Raw genomic sequence first — 20,054 nt, forward strand, 5'->3', positions numbered from 1 at the left:
CGGCTGTAACGACAGCTGTAATTATGGAGTTCAATATGGTTGGCGTTGCCACCGGTTTTTCATTGAATCTTGCCCTGCGCAAAATTCCTGCGCTTGTTATCGCGGCCACGCTGGTCGCAACCTCACCCTTGACTGCCTTTGCTCAGCAGGACAAGCAATACAGGCTGGGCACCGCAGACAAGCTGCGTATCCGTGTTGCAGAATGGCAGCCTGCAGATGGTACCATCCGCAACTGGGAAGCCATCAACGGCGATTATTCTGTCGGCGCTTCCGGGTCCCTTTCGCTACCTTTTATCGGCGAGCTTGATGTTGCTGGCAAAACGGCAGGTGAAGTCGGCTCTGAAATCGGGGCACAGCTTCAGAGCAAGTTTGCCCTTCGCAATCTTCCCTCAGCTTCCGTCGAGGTCTCGCAATTCCGACCCGTCTTCCTGACCGGCGATGTGCAGACGCCGGGTGAATACCCCTATGCGCCTAATCTCACGGTATTGAAGGCAGTCAGCCTTTCTGGTGGCCTGCGCCGTTCCGAGGCTGGGCAGCGTTTTGCTCGCGATTTCATCAACGCCCGTGGCGACGCTGTTGTTTACGATGACCAGCGCGGCCGTCTTCTTGCACGCCAAGCCCGTCTGCGCGCCGAGGTCAGGGGTGACAAGGAAATCACCAAGACACCTGAACTGGAAAAGATTCTCAACATTGATGCGCTTCTTGAGAGCGAAACTGCTCTCATGAAATCGCGGACGGAGCGCTATACGCTTCAGTTGAAAGCCTTGACGGATCTCCGGCAGCTTTTGGAAACAGAAGTCGAATCCCTTCAGAAAAAGGCCGAAACTCAAAACAGACAGTTGCAGCTGGCCAATGAGGACCGTGAAAAGGTCAACCGGCTGAATGAACAGGGTCTCGCGCTTGCACAACGTCGGATCTCAGCCGAGGAACGTGCCGCAGAAGTGGAATCCACCCTTCTCGATATCGATACGTCGGCGCTGCGCGCCAAGCAGGATATCAACAAGGCGACCCAGGACGAAATCAACCTGCGCAACGATTGGGACGCCCAGCGTTCCAAGGAATTGCAGGATACCGAGGCCGAACTGCAGAAGCTGAACCTGCAGCTTGGCACCAGCCGGGAACTGATGTCTGAAGCTCTGGCGCAATCTGCCGAGGCGCTACGCTTCGATCCTTCGGGCAAATCTGCCAGCATCAACTACGTCATCGTGCGTGAAGAGGATGGCAAGGCGAAGGAAATCAAGGCTGATGAAAACACGCCGATCCAGCCTGGCGACGTAATCAAGGTGTCATCAGATGTTCTGATGCAGTGAGGCCAAGATGCGGATTGCCAAATCGGCCTTGATCGATCCGAATAAAAACGGCCTTTACGGAACGGCGGCAGTCGCGCTGTCGTTCTTCGTCTTTGCCTATTCGTCCAAATTCGGTCAGGTTTCCATTCTTGCCTATTACGCCATGTGGTTTCCGCTCGTCGTGGTGGATTACCGTCGGGTACTTGGCAACTACACCAGATATCTCTGGATTTTCGCTTTCGGCATTCTGGCCGTTCTGTCCAGTTTCTGGTCGGATGCCATGTCCGTTACGATGCGCGCGTCCATTCAGTACCTAACGCATATTGTTTGCGCCCTGATCGCCATGAGAGTGATCTCGATTACGACGCTCACACGCGGCGCGCTGATTGGCATCGTCCTGGTGCTTCTCTATTCCCTGCTTTTCGGACTCTATCTCTTCGATGCTTTGGACGGGACCGTCAGCTTTGTCGGCGCCTTCTCCTCCAAAAACCAGCTTGGCTTCTTTGCGTCACTGGGCGTGATCTTTGCAGTGTCGTCCGTGCTGGTGCTGCGTCAGCGTGACATTCTCTGGCTGGGCGTTGCGGGCGTCGCTGGTCTCATCTCGGCCTATTGCCTGCTGGCATCGCAATCGGCGACGTCGGTTATCACCACAGTCGCAGTGGTTGCCCTCATCATAGGCTTCATGCCCATGGGCATGTTGTCTCCTGCCAATCGCAAGATGATATTTCTGGCGCTCGTCGGTGTGGGGGCTCTTCTCGTTGTGGCGTCGCTGCAATTTGGTCTGCTCGATGCTGTGCTTGGCATATTTGGCAAGGATTCCACCCTGACAGGGCGTACCTATCTTTGGCAGCAGGGCATCGAAGCGGCCAAAGACGCACCCATTCTCGGCGTAGGATATCAAGGCTTCTGGGTCGTCGGCTTTTTTGATGCCGAACGCCTGTGGGATGATTTCTTCATCACCACCCGCAGCGGATTCCACTTCCACAATACCTATATCGAAACGGTGGTGGAGAACGGCTTTGTTGGACTGATATTGCTGTTGATCCTGCTTTATGGGACCCTCCTAGGGCATCTGCGATCCATTCTCGTCAAGAAGAACGATCCTCAAGGATTGGTCCTCTTTGCTCTCTGTGCACTGTTTGTGGTGCGGTCTTTCGTTGAGATCGATGTCACATATCCCTATCAGGTCGGTACATTCCTCTTGTACTACGCAGCAGGCAAGCTGACCCTGCCGCGGCGGGCACCGGCAAGGGCAGGGCTATTATCGCAGGTCGAGATGCGGCCCGTGGCCGGTCCGTAATTCCTCATTTAAGTTCCTCCACAGACTCTTCCATGACTCTTGTTGACTCTTTGCTGAAATTGGAACAAAAAGTGAACAGTTATATCTTTTAGCGTGAATGTCTTGAAAAGTCTTGTGTCATGCATAAACGCGCCGAACAGCTTGTTGTCGAGGAATTGCGGGAAAGGCTGGAGCGGATCACGCACGGTCCGGCCCGCCATCATGAAATCCTGCCCTTTGGCATTCCCCCGATCGATAATCATTTGCCGGGTGGGGGCCTCAAGCTCGGTAGCCTGCATGAGGTGAGCGGTGGTGGAAACGGTGCGGTAGACGGTGCTGCTTCAGCCCTGTTTTCAGCCGGCATCGCGGCACGTGTCAAAGGCAAGATCCTGTGGTGTGTGACAAGGCCTGATCTGTTCATGCCGGCGCTGGCTCAGGCCGGGCTGTCGCAAAACCGGCTGATCATGGTGGAATGCCGCGATGAGAAAGGCGTGCTGGATTGTTTTGAAGAGGGGCTGCGTTGCAACGGCTTCGGTGCGGTCATTGGCGAGATGTCGAAACTGCCGATGAACATGTCGCGGCGTCTGCAACTGGCCGCAGAAAGCTCCGGCGTCGTCGGCCTTGCGATCCGCCGCTGGCGGCATCCCTCCGGTGCAGCCGAGTTCGGACAACCAACGGCCGCGGTTACGCGCTGGCGTGTTTCTGTTCGCCCATCCACACCGCTGCCCGTGCGGGGGGTTGGGAGGGCGCGCTGGTTTCTGGAGCTTGTGCGCTGTCGTGGCGGTGAATGTGCCGATTTTGAAGTGGAAGCCTGTGATGCAAAGGGTCGTCTCGCTTTACCTGCCGACATGGTCGACGGATCGATACCGCAGGGCGCTTGGCAAGCAGGCGCCACCGGTTGACCAGCCCGTCGTCATGATTGGCCGCCAGGGCAACCGCCGTGTCGTGATGGCGCAGGATGCGGCGGCCTCTGCTGCGGGCCTGCGTCTCGGCATGCCGGCCAGCAAGGCGCAGGCTATCGTTTCCGGCCTGATCGTGGAGGAACTGAAGGCAGCCGAAGATGCAAGAGCACTGCGTGATCTTGCCCTGTGGTTCCTGCGAATTTACGCGCCCATCGTTTCGCCTGATCCACCTGCCGGCCTTGTGCTGGATACGACGGGTGCAGACCATCTGCATGGCAATGAACACCTCATGCTGACAGGCATGATAAACCGTCTGCACGGCATCGGCTTTGCCGCGCGTGCAGCCATTGCCGACAGTTGGGGTGCCGCCCATGCCCTTGCCCGCTTCGGGCGGGATCAGATCACCATCGTGCCGGAACATGGTGCCGGTCAAGCAATCGCACATCTTCCTTTGGCTGCACTTCGCCTTGAAGACAGGATAATAAGAGATTTGAAAGTGCTTGGTTTTCGCACGGTCACGGAACTGATGACGACCGCGCGCGCGCCGCTGACCCTGCGGTTCGGACCGGAAGTGGGGCGCAGGCTGGATCAGGCCCACGGTTTTCTGTCGGAACCGATAGAGCCTGTGCGCGTGCCGGAACTTGTCGAAGCATTCCGCTTCTTTGCAGAGCCCATTTCTGCTGCCGAAACCATTGCCCGCTATACCGAAAAACTGGTCCGCCAGCTCTGTCAGGATCTGGAAAAGCGTGGGCTGGGTGCGCGCCGTGTGGATCTTTTGCTGCATCGTGTCGATAGCGGCTTGCAAGCCATTCGCGCCGGAACGTCCAGGCCGGTTCGTGATGTCAAACAGTTGACGCGCCTGTTGGCGGACCGGATCGATACCATCAATCCCGGCTTCGGCATCGAGAAAATGGTTCTGACGGCAACCCATGCGGAAGCGCTTGTGGTGGGGCAGACCCGCTCCACGCTGCTGGATGACGCAAGGGCCGATATCGGAGAAACGGTCGATGTCATCATCAATCGCGGCCACCGGGTCTATCGTTACGCCGCCGTGGCGAGCGACGTGCCGGAGCGTTCCGTTCAGAAAGTTTCCGTTCAGGCTACCGATGATTGTCTTGGCTGGCCGGATCACTGGCCGCGACCGGTACGGCTTCTTGCCAGGCCTGAGCCAATTCAAACCATGGCGCTCCTGCCGGATCACCCGCCCAGGAGCTTTACATGGCGCGGTGTCCGGCGTGTTGTGAAACGGGCCGATGGGCCGGAGCGCGTCTTTGGTGAATGGTGGAAGCGGGACCGCGAACAGGCTGCGGTTCGCGATTATTTCACGGTGGAAGATGAGGTCGGCGAAAGGTTCTGGATCTTCCGCTCCGGCGATGGTGAGCACGCCAATACCGGCTCGCAAGGCTGGTTCATGCATGGGCTGTTCGGATGAACAACGATCTTCGTTATGCCGAGCTTCAGGTCACCACGCATTTTTCTTTTCTGCGTGGCGTCAGTTCCTGCGAGGATCTGTTCGCCCAGGCCAAGGCTCTTGGCATTGAAGCGCTGGGCGTGGTGGATCGCAATACGCTTACCGGCATTCCCCGGGCCTTTGAAGCTTCGGAAAAATTCGGCGTCCGGCTGGTCATCGGCTGCAGGCTTGACCTGGAAGACGATATCTCGGTCTTGGTCTATCCAACCGATCGGGCGGCCTATGGTCGGCTATGCCGCTTGCTGACCCATGGGAAGAAAGAGGCAGCAAAGGGAAAGTGCGATCTGAAATGGCGCGATCTCGTCACCTACGGGGAGGGGCTACTCGTTATTCTGCTGCCTGATCTTGCGGATGAAGGGCTGTCCGGGCGGTTGCGACGCCTGAAGGCGGATTTCGGGGATCGGGCCTATGTGGCAATGAGCCTGCGCCGTCGCCCCAATGACCACATGCGGCTCCACGAGCTTTCCCTTATGGCGCAGCATGTAGGCGTTGCGACCGTTGTGACCAATGACGTGTTGTTTCATGAGCCGGAACGCCGCATGTTGCAGGATGTGGTGACCTGCATCCGCCATAACTGCACCATTGACGATGCCGGTTTCCGGCGGGAGCGCCACGCAGACCGTTATCTGAAGCCTCCGCAGGAAATGCATCGGCTGTTTTCGGCCTATCCGGATGCCTTGAGACGGACGCTGGAGATTGTACGACGCTGCAATTTTTCGCTGAAAGAACTGAAATATCAATATCCGGAAGAAAATATCCTGCCGGGAATGGGCGCACAGGAAGCGCTTGAGAAATATGTCTGGGATGAGGTGCCGGGGCGCTATCCCGATGGCGTGCCTGAAAAGGTGGAAAAGAGCCTCAGACATGAATTGGCGATCATCGCACGAAAGAAATACGCTCCCTATTTTCTGACGGTCAATGCAATCGTCCGTCAGGCACGCAAGATGAATATTCTGTGCCAGGGGCGTGGTTCTGCCGCCAATTCCGCCGTGTGCTATGTTCTTGGCATCACTGCCATCGATCCGAAGGAAAGCGATCTTCTGTTTGAACGTTTCGTCTCGGAAGACCGCAATGAGCCACCGGATATCGACGTCGATTTCGAGCATCAGAGACGCGAAGAGATCATTCAATGGATCTACAATCATTACGGCCACGACAAGGCAGCGCTGTGCTCCGTCATCAGCCGCTACCGCGGCAAGGGTGCCATTCGTGATGTCGGCAAGGTGTTGGGCCTGCCGGAAGACCTGACCAAGCTCATGTCCTCGCAAATCTGGTGGTGGACCGAGGATGCGGGTGAGAAGGAAGCCAAGGACCTCAACATCAATCTCGATGACCGCCGGGTGAAGCTGGCCTTCGACCTTGCCCGCCAACTCATCGGCACGCCTCGCCACCACAGCCAGCATCCGGGCGGCTTCGTGCTGACCCATGACAGGCTGGATGAGCTCGTTCCCATCCTGCCAGCCGCCATGGATAATCGCCGCATCATCGAATGGGATAAGGACGATATCGATGTCGTCGATTTCATGAAGATGGATTGTCTGGCTCTCGGCATGTTGTCCTGTATGCGCCGTGCCTTCGATATGCTGGAGGAGCGGGAGGGCAAGCGATACGAGCTTGTCACGGTGCCGCAGAACGATCAGAAAACCTACGACATGATCTGCAAGGCCGATACGATCGGCACGTTCCAGATCGAAAGCCGGGCGCAAATGTCCATGCTGCCGCGGCTCAGGCCTCGGGAACTCTACGACCTCGTTATCCAGGTGGCGATCGTTCGGCCCGGTCCCATTCAGGGTAACATGGTGCATCCCTATCTCAAGCGCAGACAGGAAAGAGCACAAGGCAAGCAAATCATCTATGAGCATCCAAAACTTGAAAAAGTCCTGTGGAAGACACTCGGTGTTCCGCTGTTTCAGGAACATGCCATGCGGCTTGCCATCGATTGCGCGGGGTTTACACCCAATGACGCGGATCAGCTCAGAAGAGCGATGGCGACATTCAAGAATGTCGGGACGATTGCCAATTTCGAAAAGCAACTGGTCAGCGGGCTCATCGAAAACGGCTTTCCTGAAGAGTTTGCAAAACGACTTTTCGAGCAGATCAAAGGTTTCGGCAGCTACGGCTTTCCCGAAAGCCACGCAGCGTCGTTTGCGCTGATCGCTTACGCATCCGCCTGGGTGAAATGCCATCACCCGGATATCTTTTGCGTCGCTCTCCTGAATTCCCAGCCCATGGGTTTCTATGCACCTGCGCAGCTTGTGCGCGATGCACGCGACCACGGTGTCGTCGTGCGCCCTGTCTGCATCAACCACAGCCGGTGGGATTGCAGGCTTGAGGAAGAGATGGGTCACAACCGCAATGCCGTGCGGCTGGGTATGCGGCTGGTCAAGGGCCTGTCCAACGCTCACGCTGCCGCCATCGTTGCGTGCCGGGAGGACCGACCTTTCGTTTCCATTGACGATCTATGGCGCAGGGCGGGCATTCCCGCCAGCGCCTTGGTCTGCCTTGCGGAAGCGGATGCGTTCCTGCCATTCCTTGGGCTGTCTCGCCGTCAGGCGCTCTGGGCCATCAAGGCGTTGCGGGACGAGCCACTGCCCCTGTTTGCCGCCGCTGCCGCCAGTCGCAACAGCGTCATTGCGGAACTGAACGAGCCTGACGTTGCGTTGCGCCCCATGACGGCTGGGGGAGAGGTGGTGCAGGATTACGGCCATATGGGGCTTAGCCTGCGCCAGCATCCACTGTCTTTTCTGCGGGAGGATCTTTCGCGGCGGCGCATCGCCACCTGCGAGCAAGCGGCCAACGCGCGCGATGGAACATGGCTGGAAGTGGCGGGTCTTGTTCTGGTGCGTCAAAGGCCGGGCTCGGCAAAGGGTGTCATCTTCATGACGCTGGAAGACGAGACGGGCATTGCCAATGCCGTGGTCTGGGTCAAGACCTTCGAAAAATACCGTCCTGTCATCCTGTCTGCGGGAATGGTCGGAATTTATGGAAAGATCCAGCGTGAAGGAGAAGTCGTGCATCTGGTGGCGCGTCGCGTGACGGATCTTTCGGAGGCGCTGAGAAGCGTGGGCGAAAGGGAAGGGCCGTTTCCGCTGCCTCACGGGCGCGGCGATGAGTTCCATCGTGGAAGCCCGTCTCCAGACCGGCGTGGCCTGCCAAGACGGTCTGAAATTCCTGCGGATACAGAGGCGCATATCACGGTCAAGGGCCGCAATTTTCATTGAGGCTCATTGGCGCAATCGCGTTAGACTAACCCAAGATCGCGTTCTTGATCCGGTCCTTGCCCACCAGAATGACCTGCCGCATGGCCTTGATGGCAGCTGCTTCATCACGGGCAGCGATGGCGTGGACGATACGCAGATGGTTGGACGCAATCTCCGAAATCGTCTCCGGCGAGGATGCGGGTGACGACAGCTGGAACGAGATGGCAAGGGCCGCTTCGATCAGGCCACTGGCCGAGCGCATGAACGGATTGCCGGAAATGCGCGCCACGGCCAGGTGAAACTCCAGATCGACCTTGGCGATGCTTTCCGGCGTATGGTTCACATTGTCAAACCGCGCAGCAATCGCATAAAGCGAGACGATATCCTCGCTCGAAGCATGGCGCGCAGCGGCCGCGGCTGCCGCCGGCTCCAGTGCCAGCCTGATGTCAGCCAGATGCGTGATGAATTCCGGGTCCAGCCCCGCATCGCACCGCCAGCCCAGAACGTCGGGATCGAAGAAATTCCAGCTGGATTTCTCAAGGACGCGGGTGCCGACCTTGGCCTTGGCTTCAACCAGCCGCTTGGCCGCCAGCGTCTTCATGGTTTCGCGCAGAACGGTGCGTGAGACGCCAAAGCGCAGCGAAAGCTCCGCATCATTGGGCAGAAGCGACCCCTCAGGGATGCGGCCCGAAACGATGGCGCTGCCAAGCTCCGCGACGACATGCGCGTGGCTGCTGCGTCGCTTACGTCCCGTGATCGTCGTTTCCAGCAGCCCCAACAAATGCCTCCGCTCGGTTTACGCCGGATGTCCCCCGGCAAGCCTTCTGTTTGAATACCAGATGATTGTGCGTTGCAACACGATGAATATGAACAATAGTACGCCGATGACGATTTTCGTCCACCAGGATGAAAGCGTTCCTTCAAAAACGATATAGGTCTGGATCAGGCCCTGGATCAGCAGGCCGATGAAGGTGCCAGCCACAAGGCCGGTGCCACCCGTCAGAAGCGTTCCGCCGATTACGACGGCGGCGATTGCGTCAAGCTCCATGCCGACGGTTGCCAGCGAATAGCCGGACGAGGTGTAGAGTGTGTAGACGATACCAGCGAGGCCTGAGAGAAAGCCGGACAGGGCATAAATGCCGATGATCGTCTTTCCAATGGGAACGCCCATCAATTCCGCCGATTGCTGGTTTCCGCCAAGGGCATAGATATTGGCGCCAAATCGTGTGCGGCTTGCCAGGAATATTCCGACCGCAAACACGATCAGCATCACAATGGCCAGCGCCGTTAGCCGTCCACCGCCTGGAAAACGGAAATAGAAACCCTGTATCGCATCGATGACCGGATGAGAGATCGGCACTGACTCCGTCGAGATAAGGTAGGCGGCGCCACGGGCGAGAAACATGCCGGCCAGCGTCACCACGAAAGGCGGTATAGACAGGAACCGGATCATTGCGCCCATCAGGCAGCCAAAGAGGGTGGAAATGACGAGCACAGCGGCAAAGGCCACCAGCGGATGCACATTATACGTTCCCACCAGCACGGCCACGAAAACGCTGGCGAAGGCAATGACGGAGCCAATCGAGAGATCGATACCGCCGGACAGAATGACGAAGGTCATGCCGACAGAGGCTATGCCGAGAAAGGCGTTGTCTGTCAGGAGATTGCCAACAACCCGCGTTGAAAACATGCCGGGATATTGCATGACGCACAGGGCATAGGCGACGATAAAGACGGCAAGCGTTGTCAGAAACGGAAGATTGCGGGTGTGTATCATCGCGCGGCTTCCTTGTTGTTGGCGGCCTTGGTTGCGGGCGCGGTGTTGTGTGGCTTGCGCGATCTGGCAAAGCCGATGACGGTGCCGATTGCAGGCGACTGAAGTGTCAGCACGACGATGATGATGCCCGCCTTGATGATGAGGTTGAACTCCGGTGGAAACCCGGAAACCAGAATGCCGGTGTTGATGGTCTGGATGATGAGTGCGCCGATCAGCGAAGCGGTAATGGAAAAACGCCCGCCGTTCAGCGATGTCCCGCCAATGACGACAGCGAGAATGGCGTCGAGTTCCAGCCACAGCCCGGCATTATTGGCGTCCGCACCGCGTATGTCGGCCGTCACGATCATGCCGGCAACGGCCGCGCAAAGGCCTGACACGGCATAGACGAAGAACAGCAGGAAACGGGCGCGCACGCCAGCCAGGGCAGCGGCACGGCGGTTTACACCCGTCGCTTCGATGAGAAAGCCGAGTGCCGATTTTCGCACCAGTGTGCCGATCAGAAGTGCTGTCAGAACCCAGATGACGATTGGCATCGGTATGCCCGCCAAAGAGCCGGAGCCGAGCGCGGAAAAGCTGTCATTGTTGAATGTCAGGATCACGCCTTCGGTGATCAGCTGTGCGATGCCGCGCCCCGCCACCATCAGGATCAGCGTTGCGATAATGGGCTGAATGTCGAGTATGGCAACCAGAATGCCGTTCCAGATGCCGCAGGCAATGCCGACCGCCAGCGATATGGCGATGACCGTTGGAATGGAGTGCCCGCCGCTGATCAAGGTCGCGGCAACCGCGCCGCATATGGCGATGACGGCACCGATGGAAAGGTCGATGCCCTTGGTTGCAATCACCAGCGTCATGCCGATTGTCAGCAGTGCCACCGGTGCTGCACGCACCAGAATATCGATGATACTGCCATAGAGCCTACCGTTCTGGAACGACAGATTCAGGAAACCGGGCGAGATCGCCGCGATTGCGGCAAGAATGATGATCAGCGCGGCAAGCTGGGGCGCCAGCCTCTTCAGGCGGTGAGTGATGGTCTTCATCACGCTGCCTCCGTTCTGGCTGCGCTGGCAATGGCCTGCATGATGTTATCGGCCGTCACATCGTCTCCCTTGAGTTCCGCCACATGCTTGCGGTCCGAAAGCACGATGACGCGGTGCGCGACAGCCGTCAGCTCTTCCAGCTCCGAGGAAATGACGATCAGAGACATGCCCTGCGAACAGAGCCGCTCGATCATTTTCAGAATTTCCGCATGGGCACCGATATCGATGCCGCGTGTCGGCTCGTCCAGAATGAGGAGCCTTGGGTCGGTCGCCAGCCAACGCGCCAGAATTGCCTTCTGCTGGTTGCCGCCGGACAGAAACTTGATGGGCCTCTCACGGTCGGCCGGGCGGATATCGAGCGATTTGATGAAGCCGTCCGCCAGTGCAGCCTTCTGCTTGTGGGACAAGGGCCGCATCCAGCCCTGGCGGGCCTGCAGCGCAAGGGCGATGTTATCAGCGACCGAAAAATCGCCGATGATGCCATCCGTCTTGCGTTCCTCGGGGCAAAAGCCGAAGCCGTTTTCGATCGCTGCTTCCGGCGAGGTAATGGCCACGGTTTTGCCGTCGATACTGGCCTGTCCGCCATCCGGTCTGTCTATGCCGAAAAGCAGGAACGCGGTCTCACTGCGCCCGGAACCGAGCAATCCGGCGATCCCAACAACTTCGCCGGGCCGCACATCGAGATCGAAGGGTTCGACACTGCCGCGCTTTCCGTATCCCTGAAAGCGTATGGGCGCTTCACCCTCCACGACCGTTGCTTCCGGGGCATGGCGATCATGGGTGACACTTTGAAGCTCACGGCCCAGCATCATCGATATGAGCTCACCTCTGGGCAATTCGGAAATCTTGCGCGTGCCGACCAGCTTGCCGTTGCGCAAAACCGTTACGCGGTCGGCGATATCGTACACTTGATTGAGGAAGTGCGTGATGATGACAATGCCAAGCCCTTCGGCGCGCAACTGCCGCAACACGGTAAACAGCATTTCCACTTCATGATTGTCGAGGCTGGCCGTCGGCTCATCGAGGACGAGCACCTTGCCGGAGAGATCGACGGCACGCGCAATCGCGATGATCTGACGGATCGCAACCGAATAGCTGGAGAGAAGAGCATCGACATTGATGCTGAGTCCATAACGCGCAAGCAGCGCCTGAGACCGGACGCGCATTTCGCGTCTATCGATCAGGCCGAAGCGGCGTGGTTGCCTGCCCAAAAACAGGTTTTCGGCAACCGTAAGGTTCTCGAGAAGATTGACCTCCTGATAGACGGTGCCGATGCCGAGATCCTGTGCCTCTGCCACCGTTGTCGGAGAGATTTCCGCGCCGTCGAGGCGGATCGTGCCCCGGTCGCGGTGGTACACACCGGTCAGTATCTTGATGAGGGTCGATTTTCCCGCGCCGTTTTCACCGAGAAGCGCGTGCACTTCGCCACGGTTGAGGGATATGTCGACATTGTCCAGAGCGGGTATGCCAAGGAAGGATTTTCCAATGGCGCGCGCTTCCAGAAGTGGGCTGGTTTCGGACATGTTGGTTTCCTGCACGGTATGTTGGTGGGAACGACGCTTGCGCGCCGTTCCCGAAGCCGGAAAATGGCTTAGTAGCCAAGTCCCTTCTTCTCCTCGTAAACCTTCATCGGATTATCGGAGGCCGTGTAGAGTTTGGATTCCGTCTGGATCCACTTTGGTGGCTCTTTCTTGTCCTTCAGATACGCATCCAGCGCGTCGAAGGCAGGGCCGGCCATGTTCGGTGTTAGTTCCACGGTCGCATTGGCTTCGCCAGCGGCCATGGCCTTGAAGATATCCGGAACGGCATCGATGGAAACGACCTTGATGTCGGTGCCGGGCTTCAGGCCCGCTTCCTTGATGGCCTGGATTGCGCCGACAGCCATGTCATCATTATGGGCATAAACCGCGCAGATGTCCTTGCCGCCGCCTTCTGCCTTGATGAAGCTTTCCATGACTTCCTTGCCCTTGGTGCGGGTAAAGTCGCCGGTCTGCGAGCGAACGATCTTGATATTTGCGTGGGAGGCAATGCCTTCCTCAAAACCCTTCTTGCGGTTGATGGCAGGCGAAGAACCGGTCGTTCCCTGCAGTTCTACAACCTTGCAATCCTTGGAGCCTACATCCTTGGCCAGCCATTCCCCGGCAACCTTGCCTTCGTGAACCTGGTCCGAGGTGACAGCGGTCAGGTAAAGGCTGTCTGGAGCCTCAATCTGGCGGTCGAGAAGAATGACGGGGATCTTCTCTTCCTTGGCTTCTTTCAGCACCGCATCCCAGCCGGTTGCGACAACCGGTGCAATGAAGATTGCATCCACGCCCTGCGCGATGAAGCCGCGAACAGCCTTGATCTGGTTTTCCTGCTTCTGCTGGGCGTCCGCGAACTTCAGGGTTACGCCGCGCTTTTCAGCCTGCTGCCTGGTGACTGTGGTTTCAGCCGCGCGCCAACCGGATTCGGAGCCGATCTGCGAGAAGCCGACGGTCAGAGATTGAGCGGAAACGCCTGATGCCAGACACACGGAAAATGCGACGGTAACCGCCGCGAGTGCTTTTTTCATCTTATATCCTCCCAGAGATGAATTCGGCTATGACGGGGCGATATGAGCATATAGTATGATATTTGAAAAGAGACTTTTGAGCGATTTCTTAAGTTGATACGCGCATTACGCCTTAGGAAACGGGAATTTCTTGTGAATTAACAATAAAAACAGCGGATAAAATAAATTTATCTGACCGGACGGATCGCTCTGAGGCTTTACTTGACAAGCCATTCCCCGGCAAAATAGTAATATGAATACCGCGCGATGCCGAAGCAGGGATGATCAGGGCCCGATGTTTCGGAGGAAGTGGAACGAGAAGATTCAGGGTGGAAATTCGTGACAGTAGTCATCGACTTTGTTGAAGGGGCAGGTTCTGTGTCGGACTGTCCTCGGGTTTGGCTGCCGCGCGCTGCCGACCGCCAGAATTTTTTCTCTGCCGCTCACCACAAGGTCGTCGCAATCCTGTTGTCGTACCCATTCGCCACTTTCGGCTGGAGACCAAAATCATGAAAGACCAGAACAATCTTCCCGCAACACAGGCAAAGGGCGGTAAGCTGCGTTCGCGCGCCTGGTTCGATAATCCTGCCAACGCGGATATGACGGCGCTCTATCTTGAGCGCTACATGAATTTCGGCCTCAGCCAGGCGGAATTGCAGTCCGACCGTCCGATCATCGGCATTGCACAGACCGGCTCCGATCTTTCTCCCTGCAACCGCCACCACCTTGAGCTTGCCAATCGCCTGCGTGAAGGCATTCGCGAAGCCGGTGGTATCGCCATCGAATTCCCGGTTCACCCTATCCAGGAAACCGGCAAGCGCCCGACTGCTGGTCTCGACCGTAACCTTGCCTATCTCGGTCTCGTAGAAGTTCTCTACGGCTACCCGCTCGATGGCGTCGTTCTGACCATCGGCTGTGACAAGACGACGCCTGCCTGTCTTATGGCGGCGGCCACCGTCAACATTCCCTCCATCGCCCTGTCTGTCGGCCCCATGCTGAACGGCTGGTTCCGCGGCGAACGCACCGGCTCCGGCACAATCGTCTGGAAGGCGCGCGAACTTCTGGCGAAGGGCGAGATCGACTATCAGGGCTTCGTCAAGCTGGTTGCCTCCTCGGCGCCGTCGACAGGCTATTGCAACACCATGGGCACCGCCACCACCATGAACTCGCTTGCCGAGGCTCTTGGTATGCAGCTGCCGGGCTCTGCCGCTATTCCCGCCCCATACCGCGATCGTCAGGAAATCTCCTACCTGACCGGCCTTCGCATCGTTGAAATGGTCCGCGAAGACCTCAAGCCTTCCGACATCATGACAAAGGATGCGTTCATCAACGCCATCCGCGTCAACTCGGCAATCGGCGGTTCGACAAATGCGCCGATCCACCTGAATGGTCTGGCGCGCCACCTCGACGTCGAACTGACGGTCGATGACTGGCAGACCTACGGCGAAGAGGTGCCATTGCTGGTCAACCTTCAGCCAGCCGGTGAATATCTCGGTGAAGACTATTATCACGCAGGCGGTGTTCCCGCCGTCGTCAACCAGTTGATGACCCAGGGTCTCATCATGGAAGACGCCATGACGGTGAACGGCAAGACGATTGGTGAAAACTGCCGCGGCGCGATCATCGAGGACGAGAAGGTTATCCGTCCGTTCGATCAGCCGCTCAAGGAGCGTGCAGGTTTCCGCGTTCTGCGTGGCAACCTCTTCTCTTCCGCCATCATGAAGACAAGTGTGATCTCGCCGGAATTCCGCGAACGCTACTTGTCGAACCCCAACGACCCGGAAGCCTTCGAAGGCAAGGCCGTCGTGTTCGATGGTCCCGAGGATTACCACCACCGCATCGATGACCCGTCGCTCGGCATTGACGCAAACACGGTTCTGTTCATGCGTGGCGCCGGTCCAATCGGTTATCCGGGTGCGGCGGAAGTCGTCAACATGCGCGCGCCGGACTACCTCTTGAAGCAGGGCATCACATCGCTGCCATGCATTGGCGACGGTCGCCAGTCCGGCACGTCAGGCAGCCCGTCCATCCTCAATGCATCGCCCGAGGCGGCAGCTGGTGGCGGTCTGGCAATCCTTCAGACCGGCGACAAGGTTCGTATCGATGTTGGCAAGGGCAAGGCGGACATCCTGATTTCTGCCGAGGAACTGGCCAAGCGTTACGAAGCGCTTGCGGCTGAAGGCGGATACAAATTCCCGGATCACCAGACGCCATGGCAGGAAATCCAGCGCAGCCTCGTCGGCCAGATGGAGACCGGTGCGGTTCTGGAATCTGCGGTCAAGTATCAGCGCATTGCCCAGACAAAGGGTCTGCCGCGCGACAACCACTAAACATGGCCATATGAACAAGAAACCACCGTCTGTTTATCAGGCGGTGGTTTTGTTTTGTACGACGTTTCATTTCGCGATCCGTATGACACGGAGCAAGTGAGGCTGTATCTACTCGGCGTGCATAACGGTTATCTCGCCGCTTCGGGTAATCTTCGCCGCAGACAATCGCCCCGTCATGAAGGCACCTGTGTCGACGTTCAGCCTGTTGTCGCTCAACGATACGGTACGGACCGGGGTGTGCCCGTGCACGGTCAAAAACAGGTTTTCACTTCCGGGTCTGGTCTGCTCCTTGGGGCGGATCCAGAGAAGATGCCGGTCGTCCTGTCGCTGCAGCGGCACGCCATTGACGACGCCTGCGTGAACGAAACAGAAGCCGGGCACCGCAAGCAGCGATGGCAGGGATGCCATGAAGGATATGTGCTCGCCCGGTATCTTTTCGGCAAGCAGTGCTTTACGCGCCTTCATCTCTTCGGGAAGCTGCCTGATGCCATAGGATTGCAGGGTTTCGATACCGCCAAATTGAAGCCAGACGTGATCGTTGCGCGGTTCATCGAGAAAATCGAGCATGATCTGCTCATGATTCCCGGCCAGGCAAAATCGCTCGAAATCCCCCGACATTGGCGTCATCAGCTCATTTATGACCTCGCAGGACTTTGGCCCGCGGTCCACATAGTCACCGAGCATCACAATCCATTTGGAACCGTGATGATTGGCCGCGTCGCTCAAGATCTTTTCTTGAAGCGGCAGGAGAAGATCGTAGCAGCCATGCACGTCGCCGATCGCGTAAATGATGTCGGGTCTTTCGCGAGAAAACAACTTACGGCGCATTTCCAGCGTGTTCATCGTTTGGGCGAACCTCCTTGAATGTTGAGGGCGTGGCGACGGCTGCTGACAGGATATGGAGCATTGTACTTAACGCGGTATTTACGATGGACCATGTCGGACGCTTTCCCTAAAATCGTCTTTATTCCCATGTGTTCTGGTTACCTGTTCAGGGCTGGGAGGAAAAATGCCGCTGCAAAACCGTGTTGATCCGTTTGGCGATATTCTCGACCTCCCATTGCGCGGCATGTTCACCGGCAATCGTGGAATTCTTCATGACCCTCACACCAGAACGCTGACGGCTAAACGCTGGACATCAAAGGCATGGCTTGTCTGCAGTTGCAATTACAAGAATGTGCGTCGAGAAGTGATGGCGACGAGAAGCTGGACGGAGCTTTTCTTCTTCGACGAGGCAACGGCACTGGCCGCTGGACATCGCCCATGTTTCCTCTGCCGCAAGCCGGATGCAGACCGTTTTCGTGCCTGCTGGGCTGCCGGTAACGCTGTGCCTTTGCCGAGTGCCGGGGATATTGATACTGTCTTGCACAGGGAGCGGCTGCAGGCGCGCCGCAAGCGGGTCAACATGCTTCTGTCTCCCTTGGATGACCTGCCCGACGGAACGATGATTGCAGCGGCAGGCACAGCCTTTCTCGTTGCCCGAGGCCAGGCTTTTCGCTGGACTGCCAAGGGATATGAGCGGACCGCAACGCTGCCTTTCGTAGATGGCCTGCTGACGCCACCATCCGTGTTGCGCACTTTGCAGGCGGGTTATCGGCCGCTCATTCATTCATCACTTTCCTCTTTCTTGGAGCTGCAGGCATGATGGACGACCTTTTTGGTGGCCTCGACACCACCAACGAAGAGATGGCCGATGGTGCGGTGTTGCTTCGCCGGTTTGCGCTCGACAAAGCCGATGACCTGCTTACTGACATCGGCACCGTCATGTCTGCCGCACCCTTGCGTCACATGGTAACGCCCGGTGGATTCACGATGTCTGTCGGTATGACGAATTGCGGGCAATTCGGCTGGGTAACGGACAGGCGGGGATACCGCTACCAGAACACCGACCCCTTGAGCGGGCAGCCATGGCCAGCCATGCCGGAGGTGATGGTATCGTTAGCGGTCGGCGCGGCGAAACAAGCCGGATATCCGGATTTCAAGCCGGATGCCTGCCTCATCAACCGCTATGAGCCGGGCGCGAAAATGTCGCTCCATCAGGACAAGGACGAGAAGGATTTCAGCAATCCCATCGTGTCGGTTTCGCTGGGCCTGCCCGCAACCTTCCAGTTCGGCGGGTTGAGCCGTAAGGATGCGGTGCGCAAATACCCGCTTGTTCACGGCGATGTCGTGGTCTGGGGTGGCTCGTCGCGGCTGTTTTACCACGGAATATTGCCTTTGAAGGAAGGCACCCACGAAAAGACAGGTCGTGCCCGCTTTAACCTGACGTTCCGGCGCGCCGTCCTATAACGCGCCAGAAACGTATTTGCTTTCCTTGATGAAGATCCACATGTCCTTGCTGATATCAGCGATTTCAGCGATGGATTGTTCGAGCATCGATATTTCGGCAGCATCTACGGGCTCGACCTTGCCGTAACGCACCCGCTTGTCGTCTTCCACCAGCCGCATCAACTGGGTGCTGGAAATGTCGCCATTTTCATCGAAGGCATAAATGCAGTGATTGTATTTGTTGCGCATTCTGGACTGTTTTTTAAGGCGCGCCATGGTGCCGAGTATCGTCTTGCGATCAGCCGTAGGCGTCGAGCGAAGCTTCGCCAGACGCTCCACCAGATCAATGCGCGCGCGGGTGGTGTTCAACGTAAGAAAGACGATGACGGCGGCTTCTTTCTCTACCCTTAAAAGATGGGCGATGATGTAGATGAGAAGGCTTTCCGTATTCGTCCAGACATAGTTCAGACGGCCAACCAGCAACAAGACGTCAGACATGGCTGCCATTCGATCCTCCACCCAAAGCCTGACGTCATCATACTATGCCGGACCTAAAGACCATAAGCTTTTCTGATCCTCACGCCAATCGGGCGGAGACGGCCTTACGTGTCCGTCAACGCTCCTTGAAGGCGCGCGACATGCTGTCTGCAATCGGCTTGGTCAGATACTCGAAGAAGGTGCGCTCGGATGTCTGGATCAGCACATCGGCGGGCATTCCGGGAACAGGATGAAAGCCGTGAACCTTTGCAATTTCCGCATCCGAAATCTGGACCCGGACAATGTAGACATCCTTGACCTGCATCCCGGCATTTTCCTCGATACTGTCTGCCGAGACATAGAACACCTTGCCCTCCAGCACCGGGGTCGTGCGCCGGTCCAATGCGGAGAGGCGGATGGCTGCGGTCTGCCCCTCATGCAACTGGTCGATGGATGTCTTGAGTACTTGAGCTTCCAGTATCAGTGGAACATGGGCGGGCAGAATTTCCATGATGGGTTTGCCAGTCGTGATGACCCCGCCTGCCGTATGATAATAGGAGCGAATAACGGTGCCGTTGACGGGCGAGCGGATAACCGTTCGCTCCAGCACCTGCGATGCTTCGCGCAATTGCTGCCGCACACCGTCCAGATCGGCTTCAGCCGTTTCCAGGGCGTCCAGCGCGGCCTGCTTGCTGGAATTGATGGCAATGATCGCTTCCTGGCGGAACTTTGCAATTTCGGCTTCGCTCTGGTTCATTTCGCCGTCCAGACGCGAAATATCGCCCATTGCGTCGGCGATGGCGCGTTCAAGCGCCAGCATGTCCGTCTTGCGGATCACCCCGTCCTGCGCAAGCTTGGCCTTGGAGTTGCGTTCCTGCTCCAGCAGTGATTGCTGGCGTTCGAAGGATGCTTTCTGCCCCTGGTAACCGGTGAAGCGGAAACCGAGCGACTTGATATTCTTTTCGACGAGATTGAGCTGTTCCTCAAGCTTGATCTGCTTGCTGTGGAACACGACATTCTGGCTCTGGATGATGGCGTTGACATCAGGGTCGCTGGCTTCCGCCATCACGATTTCAGGCACCTTGAACGTCTTTTCGCCCTGCGCCTCTGCCCGCAAACGTGAAACGATGGTTTCAAGCCGAAGTCGCTTGAGATTGATCATCCGTTGATTGGAAAGCGCTGCCGTCTTGTCGAGCACCACAAGAACATCGCCCTCTTTTACGACCTCACCTTCGCTGACCATCATTTCCTTGATGATGCCGCCTTCCAGATGCTGGACGATCTTGTTGTTTCCTGTCGCCACGAAGCTGCCCTGGGCGATGATGGCCGAGGCCAGCGGCGCTGTTCCGGCCCAGTAACCAAATCCACCGAAGGAGGCGAAGAGAACGGTGAGCCCCGTCAGGCTATAGGTGCGGATGGAGCGGGGCACATCGCTGTACCACTCCAGCTGACCGGTTTCGGGCTGTTTCTTTTTGCTACCGAAAATCATTG

The 20,054-nt window shown here is 57.5% G+C and carries 16 protein-coding genes; 8 read left to right on the top strand and 8 right to left on the bottom strand.

Going from position 1 to position 20,054, the window contains the following annotated elements; all coding sequences use genetic code 11:
* Positions 1-35: 35 nt before the first annotated feature.
* The 5 genes from QRN85_RS02245 (at position 36) to QRN85_RS02265 (ending at position 8,162) form a co-directional block, all read left to right on the top strand.
* On the top strand, positions 36-1,310 hold the full coding sequence (locus QRN85_RS02245) for a polysaccharide biosynthesis/export family protein (RefSeq protein WP_284757092.1): 1,275 nt from the start codon (positions 36-38) through the stop codon (positions 1,308-1,310).
* A gap of 7 nt (positions 1,311-1,317) precedes the next feature.
* Positions 1,318-2,589 (top strand): O-antigen ligase family protein, encoded by a 1,272-nt coding sequence (locus tag QRN85_RS02250; protein ID WP_284757093.1) that lies wholly within the window; start codon positions 1,318-1,320, stop codon positions 2,587-2,589.
* A 119-nt stretch (positions 2,590-2,708) separates the two neighbouring features.
* On the top strand, positions 2,709-3,470 hold the full coding sequence (locus QRN85_RS02255; protein WP_284757094.1) for an ImuA family protein: 762 nt from the start codon (positions 2,709-2,711) through the stop codon (positions 3,468-3,470).
* Positions 3,385-4,902: a Y-family DNA polymerase gene (locus tag QRN85_RS02260; protein WP_284757095.1), complete on the top strand. Its 1,518-nt coding sequence runs from the start codon at positions 3,385-3,387 to the stop codon at positions 4,900-4,902. Before QRN85_RS02255 ends, QRN85_RS02260 begins: the two co-directional genes overlap by 86 nt.
* Positions 4,899-8,162: an error-prone DNA polymerase gene (locus QRN85_RS02265; RefSeq protein WP_284757096.1), complete on the top strand. Its 3,264-nt coding sequence runs from the start codon at positions 4,899-4,901 to the stop codon at positions 8,160-8,162. Before QRN85_RS02260 ends, QRN85_RS02265 begins: the two co-directional genes overlap by 4 nt.
* A 25-nt stretch (positions 8,163-8,187) precedes the next feature.
* Here QRN85_RS02265 and QRN85_RS02270 read toward each other — a convergent pair whose 3' ends face one another.
* The 5 genes from QRN85_RS02270 to ytfQ all read right to left on the bottom strand — a co-directional run bounded on the left by QRN85_RS02270 (position 8,188) and on the right by ytfQ (position 13,509).
* Positions 8,188-8,919, bottom strand: coding sequence for a FadR/GntR family transcriptional regulator (locus tag QRN85_RS02270; protein ID WP_062588127.1), 732 nt, complete (start codon positions 8,917-8,919; stop codon positions 8,188-8,190).
* 18 nt (positions 8,920-8,937) lie between these two features.
* A complete protein-coding gene (yjfF, locus tag QRN85_RS02275; protein WP_113097956.1) occupies positions 8,938-9,918 on the bottom strand; it encodes a galactofuranose ABC transporter, permease protein YjfF in 981 nt (326 codons plus the stop codon).
* On the bottom strand, positions 9,915-10,958 hold the full coding sequence (locus QRN85_RS02280) for an ABC transporter permease (RefSeq protein WP_062588125.1): 1,044 nt from the start codon (positions 10,956-10,958) through the stop codon (positions 9,915-9,917). The genes yjfF and QRN85_RS02280 overlap by 4 nt, the downstream gene beginning before the upstream one ends.
* Positions 10,958-12,481 carry a sugar ABC transporter ATP-binding protein gene (locus QRN85_RS02285; protein ID WP_062588123.1) on the bottom strand — a complete coding sequence of 508 codons (1,524 nt, stop codon included), beginning with the start codon at positions 12,479-12,481 and terminating at the stop codon, positions 10,958-10,960. The genes QRN85_RS02280 and QRN85_RS02285 overlap by 1 nt, the downstream gene beginning before the upstream one ends.
* 68 nt (positions 12,482-12,549) lie before the next feature.
* On the bottom strand, positions 12,550-13,509 hold the full coding sequence (gene ytfQ, locus QRN85_RS02290; RefSeq protein ID WP_062588121.1) for a galactofuranose ABC transporter, galactofuranose-binding protein YtfQ: 960 nt from the start codon (positions 13,507-13,509) through the stop codon (positions 12,550-12,552).
* Positions 13,510-13,997: 488 nt separating this feature from the next.
* Here ytfQ and QRN85_RS02295 point away from each other — a divergent pair, with 488 nt between their 5' ends.
* The gene (locus QRN85_RS02295; RefSeq protein WP_062588120.1) at positions 13,998-15,818 is read left to right on the top strand and encodes an IlvD/Edd family dehydratase; all 1,821 of its coding nucleotides are present in this window, start codon (positions 13,998-14,000) and stop codon (positions 15,816-15,818) included.
* A 108-nt stretch (positions 15,819-15,926) separates the two neighbouring features.
* On the opposite strand, the gene QRN85_RS02300 is transcribed toward QRN85_RS02295, so the two are convergent.
* On the bottom strand, positions 15,927-16,661 hold the full coding sequence (locus QRN85_RS02300; protein WP_284757097.1) for a metallophosphoesterase family protein: 735 nt from the start codon (positions 16,659-16,661) through the stop codon (positions 15,927-15,929).
* Between the two features lie 166 nt (positions 16,662-16,827).
* On the opposite strand from QRN85_RS02300, the gene QRN85_RS02305 reads away from it, so the two are divergent.
* Together QRN85_RS02305 and alkB are read left to right on the top strand one after the other, a co-directional pair.
* On the top strand, positions 16,828-17,463 hold the full coding sequence (locus QRN85_RS02305) for a hypothetical protein (RefSeq protein ID WP_062588116.1): 636 nt from the start codon (positions 16,828-16,830) through the stop codon (positions 17,461-17,463).
* Complete coding sequence (alkB, locus tag QRN85_RS02310; protein ID WP_284757246.1) at positions 17,463-18,107, top strand: DNA oxidative demethylase AlkB; 645 nt, start codon at positions 17,463-17,465, stop codon at positions 18,105-18,107. The genes QRN85_RS02305 and alkB overlap by 1 nt, the downstream gene beginning before the upstream one ends.
* Here alkB and QRN85_RS02315 read toward each other — a convergent pair.
* Positions 18,102-18,593: a hypothetical protein gene (locus QRN85_RS02315; RefSeq protein ID WP_062588114.1), complete on the bottom strand. Its 492-nt coding sequence runs from the start codon at positions 18,591-18,593 to the stop codon at positions 18,102-18,104. The two genes, alkB and QRN85_RS02315, sit on opposite strands and share 6 nt — an antisense overlap.
* Positions 18,594-18,699: 106 nt before the next feature.
* Entirely contained in the window at positions 18,700-20,052 is a 1,353-nt protein-coding gene (locus tag QRN85_RS02320) for an HlyD family type I secretion periplasmic adaptor subunit (RefSeq protein WP_062588112.1), read from the bottom strand.
* Positions 20,053-20,054: the final 2 nt, after the last annotated feature.

Source organism: Agrobacterium sp. fls2-241-TYG-188a, assembly GCF_030209845.1.

Excerpts from the sequence above, each read along its gene's own strand:
- QRN85_RS02245 (WP_284757092.1), top strand. The coding sequence starts at position 36 with ATGGTTGGCGTTGCCACCGGTTTTTCATTGAATCTTGCCCTGCGCAAA.
- QRN85_RS02250 (WP_284757093.1), top strand. The coding sequence starts at position 1,318 with ATGCGGATTGCCAAATCGGCCTTGATCGATCCGAATAAAAACGGCCTT.
- QRN85_RS02255 (WP_284757094.1), top strand. The coding sequence starts at position 2,709 with ATGCATAAACGCGCCGAACAGCTTGTTGTCGAGGAATTGCGGGAAAGG.
- QRN85_RS02260 (WP_284757095.1), top strand. The coding sequence starts at position 3,385 with ATGCAAAGGGTCGTCTCGCTTTACCTGCCGACATGGTCGACGGATCGA.
- QRN85_RS02265 (WP_284757096.1), top strand. The coding sequence starts at position 4,899 with ATGAACAACGATCTTCGTTATGCCGAGCTTCAGGTCACCACGCATTTT.
- yjfF (WP_113097956.1), bottom strand. The coding sequence starts at position 9,918 with ATGATACACACCCGCAATCTTCCGTTTCTGACAACGCTTGCCGTCTTT.
- QRN85_RS02280 (WP_062588125.1), bottom strand. The coding sequence starts at position 10,958 with ATGAAGACCATCACTCACCGCCTGAAGAGGCTGGCGCCCCAGCTTGCC.
- QRN85_RS02285 (WP_062588123.1), bottom strand. The coding sequence starts at position 12,481 with ATGTCCGAAACCAGCCCACTTCTGGAAGCGCGCGCCATTGGAAAATCC.
- ytfQ (WP_062588121.1), bottom strand. The coding sequence starts at position 13,509 with ATGAAAAAAGCACTCGCGGCGGTTACCGTCGCATTTTCCGTGTGTCTG.
- QRN85_RS02295 (WP_062588120.1), top strand. The coding sequence starts at position 13,998 with ATGAAAGACCAGAACAATCTTCCCGCAACACAGGCAAAGGGCGGTAAG.
- QRN85_RS02300 (WP_284757097.1), bottom strand. The coding sequence starts at position 16,661 with ATGAACACGCTGGAAATGCGCCGTAAGTTGTTTTCTCGCGAAAGACCC.
- QRN85_RS02305 (WP_062588116.1), top strand. The coding sequence starts at position 16,828 with ATGCCGCTGCAAAACCGTGTTGATCCGTTTGGCGATATTCTCGACCTC.
- alkB (WP_284757246.1), top strand. The coding sequence starts at position 17,463 with ATGGACGACCTTTTTGGTGGCCTCGACACCACCAACGAAGAGATGGCC.
- QRN85_RS02315 (WP_062588114.1), bottom strand. The coding sequence starts at position 18,593 with ATGGCAGCCATGTCTGACGTCTTGTTGCTGGTTGGCCGTCTGAACTAT.
- QRN85_RS02320 (WP_062588112.1), bottom strand. The coding sequence starts at position 20,052 with ATGATTTTCGGTAGCAAAAAGAAACAGCCCGAAACCGGTCAGCTGGAG.